General features: G+C 67.6%; 9 protein-coding genes and 1 pseudogene. 7 read left to right on the top strand and 3 right to left on the bottom strand.

Translation table 11 applies throughout. The features are described from left to right. A partial coding sequence (locus ABZW16_RS42120) for an erythromycin esterase family protein (protein ID WP_354961763.1) occupies positions 1-669 on the bottom strand: 669 nt, incomplete at its 3' end. Positions 670-782: 113 nt separating this feature from the next. Here ABZW16_RS42120 and ABZW16_RS42115 point away from each other — a divergent pair. Then, complete coding sequence (locus tag ABZW16_RS42115; RefSeq protein ID WP_354961764.1) at positions 783-1,499, top strand: MerR family transcriptional regulator; 717 nt, start codon at positions 783-785, stop codon at positions 1,497-1,499. A gap of 433 nt (positions 1,500-1,932) precedes the next feature. Further along, on the top strand, positions 1,933-2,076 hold the full coding sequence (locus tag ABZW16_RS42110; RefSeq protein WP_354961762.1) for a hypothetical protein: 144 nt from the start codon (positions 1,933-1,935) through the stop codon (positions 2,074-2,076). Between the two features lie 37 nt (positions 2,077-2,113). Here the strand turns inward: ABZW16_RS42110 and ABZW16_RS42105 are convergent, their stop codons facing one another. Further along, entirely contained in the window at positions 2,114-2,992 is an 879-nt protein-coding gene (locus ABZW16_RS42105; protein WP_354961761.1) for an esterase, read from the bottom strand. A gap of 98 nt (positions 2,993-3,090) precedes the next feature. Here ABZW16_RS42105 and ABZW16_RS42100 point away from each other — a divergent pair, with 98 nt between their 5' ends. The 3 genes from ABZW16_RS42100 to ABZW16_RS42090 all read left to right on the top strand — a co-directional run bounded on the left by ABZW16_RS42100 (position 3,091) and on the right by ABZW16_RS42090 (position 5,652). After that, positions 3,091-3,501 (top strand): BlaI/MecI/CopY family transcriptional regulator, encoded by a 411-nt coding sequence (locus ABZW16_RS42100; RefSeq protein WP_354961760.1) that lies wholly within the window; start codon positions 3,091-3,093, stop codon positions 3,499-3,501. Beyond that, positions 3,498-4,448: a M56 family metallopeptidase gene (locus tag ABZW16_RS42095; protein WP_354961759.1), complete on the top strand. Its 951-nt coding sequence runs from the start codon at positions 3,498-3,500 to the stop codon at positions 4,446-4,448. Before ABZW16_RS42100 ends, ABZW16_RS42095 begins: the two co-directional genes overlap by 4 nt. A 91-nt stretch (positions 4,449-4,539) precedes the next feature. Continuing rightward, on the top strand, positions 4,540-5,652 hold the full coding sequence (locus ABZW16_RS42090) for a winged helix DNA-binding domain-containing protein (protein WP_354961758.1): 1,113 nt from the start codon (positions 4,540-4,542) through the stop codon (positions 5,650-5,652). A 142-nt stretch (positions 5,653-5,794) separates the two neighbouring features. Here ABZW16_RS42090 and ABZW16_RS42085 read toward each other — a convergent pair. Next, positions 5,795-6,028 (bottom strand): annotated as a pseudogene (locus tag ABZW16_RS42085) (methyltransferase); the annotation flags it as partial. Between the two features lie 121 nt (positions 6,029-6,149). Between ABZW16_RS42085 and ABZW16_RS42080 the strand changes: the two are divergent. Together ABZW16_RS42080 and ABZW16_RS42075 are read left to right on the top strand one after the other, a co-directional pair. Beyond that, positions 6,150-7,064: a serine hydrolase gene (locus tag ABZW16_RS42080; RefSeq protein ID WP_354961757.1), complete on the top strand. Its 915-nt coding sequence runs from the start codon at positions 6,150-6,152 to the stop codon at positions 7,062-7,064. 73 nt (positions 7,065-7,137) lie between these two features. Further along, positions 7,138-7,643: NADP-dependent oxidoreductase (locus ABZW16_RS42075; RefSeq protein ID WP_354961756.1), on the top strand; the 506-nt coding region annotated here is incomplete at its 3' end.

Genomic DNA, 7,643 nt, shown 5'->3' with positions numbered 1-7,643 from the left:
GGCCGGACGCAGGGCGGGTGCGGCGCGGCGCAGTGCGCTGGCGAGGTCGTCGGCGACGATGCGCAGGACGCGAGCGCGGTCGGAATCGCCGACCGATGCGGCCGGGTCGAACATGGCCGCCTCGTTCGTCCAGTCCGCGTCCTCGCCGAGCAGCGCGTCGAGGTCGCGGACCGATGCGGGCCGGAGCGCCGCGGGCAGATAGTCGGTGGCCGAGGACAGTGCACGTCGCGGACTCGGCGCACCGGAGTACTCCACCGGCGCGTCGAAGCCGTAGAAGCGAACCCGGTCCTGCGGCGAGCGGTCGGCATTATGGGCCCGGAGCCATTCCACCAGTTCACGGTTGCCCGGCACGGCACCGAACCCGTGGCTGAACCCGGTAGCGAGCACCTCGTCGATATTCGCCGTTGCCCCGGCCACGTAGTCGTCGACAACGGACGCGGCGAAGAAATCGGTCTCCAACCCGATCGACCGGTACCCGCGTTCGACGAGGTGACCGAGGAGTTCGTTGCGCAGCAACGGGAATGCCTCGATGCCGTGGGTCGGCTCGCCGAGGGCGAGCAGGGTCGGCAGCTCGGACCGCGCGGCGAGCAGTTCGTCGATGGCACGGCCAAGGCTGGCCGGGTCGTCGAGTTGGCGGCCGACCTCATGCAGCGATGTGGCAGCGGACATGAACACCTCTCTTCAGAAGGAACTGCCCTTGACAGTATCGTTGAAGATTCACGTGAAACTTCTGCGACTTCTACCTGAGATCCAGCGATCAAAGCCTCAATCGGAGGTGCAATCTGCGACCCATCGACCTGGCCCGGGAACACGGGTTGTCCGCACAGGCGATCCGCAACTACGACGACGCGGGCATTCTTCCGCCGACCGAGCGCAGCGAGACCGGCTACCGGCGCTACACGCCCCTACACGCGCAGGCCCTGCGCGCATTTCTTGCGTTACGCGGTGGCCACGGGCACCAGCAGGCAATGGAAATCATGCGGGCGACGAACCAGGGCAACACCGAGTCCGCCTACCGGCTCATCGACGCCGCGCACGTCGCGCTGCTCGCCGAACGCGATACCCGCACCGAAGTCGCAACGGCCCTGGGCAGCCTGTCCGCCACGACACCATCCCCGGTCCACGGTCGACCGCTGACCGTGGGTGAACTCGCGCGTCGACTCAGCGTGCACCCGGCGACGCTGCGCACCTGGGAGGCCGAGGGCATCTTGTGCCCCGAACGCGACCGGGCAACGGGGTACCGCGAATACGGACCGGACTGCGTGCGCGATGCCGAGATCGCACGACAGCTACGCCGAGGCGGGTACCTGCTGCACCAGGTCGCGCAGTTCATCGGGTCGCTGCGCGAGGCGGGCGGGGCGGACGCGTTGAGCGCCTTCCTCGACTCCTGGCAGGACCGGCTGACCACCCGCAGCCGCAACCTTCTCACCGGCGCGGCCCAGCTCGATACCTATCTCACCATGCTCGGTCAGACACAGCAGGAATGTCCGGCGACATAGCGTGAGGGCAGGGTCCGAGTCGTGGGACCGCTCGCGCGGCGCTGTCCACGAAGAACACACCCTCGCGCGGTGAACATCTCGGCATGAGCGAGCCGGCCCGCGTCCGTCGAGCTCTTCGACGGTCTTGACGACGGCAATGTTGTAGGCGCGGAGCGTGTTCGCCGAGCGGATCGTGTCCAGGAATTGCGCGGCCGACTCGCGCAGGGTGCGCGACACCAGGCGTTCTCCGCATTCATCCACACGGCCGACGTCGAGGGCTACAGCGCGTGCTCGACAGCCACGCCGCGGGGATCCTGTCCGAGCTCGGTCAGCTGGTTCTGTTGTCCATCGCCATCAAGGCCGCTACCGAACCCGATCCCAATGCAACCACCCCCTGCTGGATACGGTCATCGACCGCCTTATCGCCATAGACCCGACCGAGGACAAAACGACCATGCGCCGACGCGATGCCGAGCTCGTGGGATTGTGGCCCGCCATCGGCGATCAGAGCACCCTCGCCCGCGTCCGCAAGGCTGTCCGCGGGTACCGCGAGGAGCTGACGAGGTTGCCGCGGGATACGCCGACCTGCCCGAACTGACCGTTCATTCAGCGATGGGCTGGCGTGCCGAAACGCGTTAGAGTTTGCGGTCTTCGGCCGGTGCGAGGAGAGATCGGGCGAAGCGAAGGATTTCCTCGGCGGCATCGAATTCCATGGTCACGCCTGTGCCCGGGCGGTCGGCCCATTCGGGCGGCACCGGCGAGCCCGGCCAGGTGTGCCCGCCGCCGAATACCGTCCAGGCCGTCACCTGGGTGCCTCCGGCGCCGCCGGTCGCGGTCTGTCGGCTCGAGGTCTCGGTGGTGATCGTGGGCTCGTTGTTCCCACAGCGGTTGAGTGTCCGCCAGTGCTGGGCGGTCTCGATCAATCCGAGTGTGCGGCCGTGCGGTTCACCGTCGGGTCCGCGGTGGCGCGAAAAGCCGCCGGTGATCGGTTGGATGGGGTCGGCATCGCCATTGACGAGCATCGCCGATACGGCATGGGTGGGCCGGATATCGCGCAATGCCGCAGGGAAGCCACCGGCGACCGCGGCGAATACCGGCACCAGGTCGGCGGCCGCCAGTGCGAATCGGTGAGACATGAACGCGCCGTTGGACATACCGACCACAATGGTCCGATCCGGTGCGGTGCCGAATTGGTCGGCGCACCGATCGATCACCGCGCGCAGAAACGACACATCGTCCACGCCCGCCAGGTCAGCGGTCGTGACGCCCCGCCCGTCGGCCCAGCACCCAGCGTGCCCGTCGGGATAGGCAACCGCGATGCCCCAATCGTCGGCATGCGCCGCGAAACTGGTCCAGTCGTACATGATCGGTCTGGCGGCCGCCGCCGGATTTCCGGACATATTGCCGTGCAGAACCACCACCAACGGCGCGTGCTGCTCACGCGGTGGGCGCACGGCGCAGGTGCGGACGAGCCCGTCGATGGCGAATTCGCCGGTTACCAGGTCATCGCCCAACGCCTGCCTCCTCGAACCGAGGTCTACAGCCTAACGAGCGAATCTACGGTACGACTACGTAGCAACAAGCCCGGACAGCTACCCTGAGACGTCAGAGGGTGTCCAGTAATGATGAGGGAGTCGGCATCGTGCGTGGTTTCGGGGACTTGGAGGCGGTGATCATGGACCGCATTTGGGATCGGGACGCGGAGACCACAACGGTCCGCGAAATCTTCGATGAACTGGCCGCCGAACGCGGCATCGCCTACACCACGGTCATGTCGACCATGGACAATCTGCACCGAAAGGGTTGGCTGGCGCGCGAACGCGCGGGAAAGGCCTACCGATACTGGCCCACCCTCACCCGCGAGGAGCACAGTGCCCGGCTCATGCTCGAGGCGCTCGGCTCGGGCGGCCGTTCGGATCTGGTGCTGAGCCATTTCGTCGATCGGATAAGTGAAGAGGAGTCGGCCGGGCTGCGCGCCGCGCTGCGTCGGCTGACCTCGCGCAAGACCCCCGAGGCGCCGTGAACATAGCGGTGAGCCTGATGATCTACGGCAGTATGGTGGCCACCTTCGGCCCGACCGTGCTGCGCAGACTCACCCGTCGCGGTGCCGCCCCGAGGCTGGGGGCGCTCGCGTGGCTGGTCGCGATCGCGGGCGCGCTCGGCGCGTGGGCCATGGCGGCCGGACTGCTGGTCATCGAATTCGCCACCTTCTGTCAGCATCCCGCCGACACCCTGCGTGACTCCTACACGGTGCTGTCCACGCCCGTCCACCTGCACGGCGGCTTGATCGCCCAATTCGGCACCCTGACACTCGCGGCGCTGGTCGCCATCGCCGTTATCGGCATGCTGGTACATACCGCGCGCGCCATGCTGCGCTTGCGGCGCACCACCCGCGCGCACGGGCGCGCCGTGCGGATGGTCGGCCGCCGCGTGCCGGGCGTGAGTGCGGTGGTGCTGGATTCGCCGGAGCGCCAAGCCTATTGCGTGGCCGGCCGCCCCGACACCATTGTCGTCACCAGCGCGGCGGTCGACGCGCTGACCCGCGACCAGCTCGCCGCGGTGCTAGCGCACGAACACGCGCATCTGAGCGGCCGCCACGGCACGCTGATCGGCTTGCTGCGCGCCATCGCGATCACGTTGCCCGGTGTGCGTCTGGTGACCGACGGGGTCGGCGAAATCGGTCGGCTGTTGGAGATGTGCGCCGATGATACGGCCGCGCGCAGACACGGCGCGGAACCGCTGCTCGGCGGCCTGCTCGCGATCGTCGGCGCGACCGGTCCGGTCCCGGCGGGTGCGCTCAGCGCCGCGGCCACCGCGGCACTGGCGCGGGCCGAGCGTTTGGCGACGCCGGTCGGCCCGGTGCAACGTGCGACCAACCGGACGGCCTTGCTCGCCGTAATCGCGGCAACGGTAGTCGGTCTGCTCGAAATCGCCGTCGGAGTACTGTTCTGCACCACAGTGCTGGGATGAATCAGGTGGGATGAATCCGGCGCTGGCATGAATCCGGCGCCGGGCTCAGTCCGTCGCGTGCCGGTCCGCCGAATCGGAGGAGGGGAAGTAGGTGCACGTCACCTGGGATCAGGTTTTCGCCTGGAGACTGCGCAGGCAATACGTCACGAAACCGGTCGATATCGGGATCTCCGACATCGTCGAGCGACTGTGCGGCGTGCAGGCTCAGGTGACCGCGGCGGCCGATCTCGCGGTCGCGCTACGGCGCTGCAAACCCGAACCCGGCGCGCTACTACCGGAGTTGGCCGCGGGCACGCTGATGAAGACCTGGGCCATGCGCGGCACCCTGCATGCGCTCGCCCCGGACCTGGCGGCGGCGGTCCTTTCGTTGATCGGCTCGGCTCGCACCTGGGAAAAGCCCGCCTGGCAGCGCACGTTCGGGGCATCCCCGGCGGAGGTCGCGGCATTGGCCGATGCGGTGTCGCAGGTGCTCGATGGTGTCGTGCTCAGCCGGGAGGAACTGGTCGACGCACTGGTCGCCGATCCCGCCTTCCACCGACTCGGTGCGGAGTTGCGCTCCGGCTGGGGCGCGCTGCTCAAGCCGCTGGCCTGGCAGGGGGCGCTGTGTCACGGTCCGGCGCAGGGCAATCGGGTCACGTTCTCCAGCCCGTCCCATCTCATTCGCGGCTGGCGCGGCCTGCCCGATCCGGACGCGGCCGCACCGGTGGCCATCACCGCCTACCTCGGCGCGTACGGCCCGGCCACCCCGGAAACATTCGACGCCTGGCTCAGTCGCAACAGTCTCGGGAAAACGACGGTGCGTCGGTGGTTTTCGGAATTGGGGGATGCGTTGACCGACGTCGATATCGCGGGCCGCCGCGCCTATGTGCTCACCGAACACGCCGATGAACTCGCCGCCACCGAGCCGCTGGACACCTCGGTCCATCTACTGGGCGCCTTCGACCAATACGTGCTCGGCCCCGGCACAGCCGATACCGAACTGCTGCCCGCCGAACACCGCGCGCGAGTGAGCCGGGCGGCAGGGTGGATCTCGCCGATCCTTGTCATCGGCGGTCGTATCGCGGGTACATGGGAGATCAGCGGCAACGACCTGTCCGTCGCCACTTTCGACGGATCCCTGCCGCCGACCCTCGAACTGAAGGCCGCCGCCGATCACGTCGCCGCCGCCACGAGCCACAGTGGATTCGCCGTGCACGTGGCATAAGGCCCGACTTATGTTGTGCCTCTTGCCGATATCCCATCGGTCGGATGTGCGAGAACACGATCTCCAGACCTCGCCGGAATTCGAGAAGGCAGCGTTGGTCGGTCAGATCGGTCACTGTGTCGCGGACCAGTCCATGTGGGGCGGCGATCGCGCGGAACTCGTCGATCCGGCGCTCGCGGCTGCCGTAGATCATGAGCATCGACAGGCCCATCTCGGTGCTGGCTCGCCGTCCTCCTGCTGGTTCTATGACGAGAACGCGGCCGGTTGGGCGTGCGGCCTCGACGCATCGAGTGAGGATGCGGTGGGCGTGCTCGACGTCCCAGTCGTGGAGGATGTCGCACAACAAAGTAGGCTTCCGCCCCCGCCGGGAGCGCATGCGAGAAGCGTCGGGCCCAGAGCATCCTGGATTAGCTGATTGCATGCTGCCGTCGGAGCGGCGCGGTAATTCGGTCGATGAAATCCCACAGGTTGACTGGATCGCACTGCAGAATGTGACAATGCGGACATTTGCCAGATTGTTGCAGACTGCCGCCGCGGCGGCGCTGGTTGTGGTAGCCGGTCATGGTCTCGCGGCCGCACCCGCCGCGAGCGAGGCCCATATTCAGTTGCCCTGGCTGACTCCTGAGCCGGACGCGGTGCAGGCGTCGGGAGCAGCGCTGGCAGACGGAATCACCGGCACGGTGCTGTGGTCGCGACAGCCGAACACCCCGGTCCCGATAGCCAGCATCACGAAGGTGATGACGGCACTGGTCGTGATCAATGCCGGCGACCTCGACCGGACTATTACCGTGCCGCAAGAAATCATCGCCTACGGCACCAAGTACGACGGAAGCAACGCAGGCCTGGTCCCCGGCGAGGTGCTCACCGCGCGACAGCTCCTCTACGCGATGATGCTGCCGTCCGGCTGCGACGCCGCCTATACCCTTGCCGAAGCCTACGGGCCCGGCCAAGACGGCTTCATCGCCAAAATGAACGACACCGCGCGTCAAATGGGCCTGGCGGGAACATATTTCACCGACCCCAGCGGGCTGCCCGCCCCCACCGACAACTCCACCTACTCCACACCGGCGGACCTGGTGACCCTCGGCCTGCGCGCGATGAGCCTGCCGGTGTTCCGCGACATCGCCAGGTCGCAGAGCTATCACCTGCCCGCCGGACCGGACAACCGCGATCACCTCTGGCGGACCACGAACTCGCTGCTGCGCGACTATCCCGGCACTGTCGGCATCAAAACCGGATCCACCGACGCTGCGGGAACCTGTCTGCTGTTCGAGACGGTCAGGGCAGGAATACCGCTGATCGGTGTGGTCCTGCACAGCTCACCCGACAGCGGCGTCGCCGCAAAGGAAGACGCCGAGCGCATGTTGAACTGGGCCTACAACCCGATCCTGAGCGCGCTGCCGATCGGTTAGCGCCGAATGCGGCAGGCTGCCCAACGTGATGCCTCGCCTCTACGTCGCGACACACGACAACGAAGGACCAACCATGCAGGCCATCATTGTTGGGAACCGTGACGCCGGCGTCGCCGGGATGACCCTGACTCGCGGCCTGCCTTACCCCCACGCCGCCGAGAACGACGTGATCGTGAAAGTACACGCCGCCGGGTTCACCCCCGGCGAGCTGGACTGGCCCGGCACCTGGACCGACCGCGCCGGTCGGGACCGGACTCCGAGCGTGCCCGGGCACGAATTATCGGGGGTGATTGTCGAACTGGGGTACGGCACTACGGGTTTGACCGTCGGGCAGCGGGTCTTCGGTCTGGCCGACTGGACCCGCAACGGCACACTGGCCGAATACACCGCGGTGGAAGCCCGCAACCTCGCTCCGCTGCCCGCAGATATCGACCACACCGTGGCCGCCGCGCTGCCGATCTCGGGGCTGACCGCCTGGCAGGGCCTATTCGACCACGCCCGCCTCACCACCGGTCAGACCGTCCTGATCCACGGCGCCGCCGGCGGTGTCGGCTCGATCGCGGTGCAACTCGCGCGCGA

Origin of the sequence: Nocardia sp. NPDC004604 (genome assembly GCF_040609795.1) — a bacterium.
Lineage (GTDB): Bacteria > Actinomycetota > Actinomycetes > Mycobacteriales > Mycobacteriaceae > Nocardia.
The sequence above is the reverse complement of the archived record's forward strand: the minus strand, read 5'-3'. Positions and strand labels throughout refer to the sequence as shown.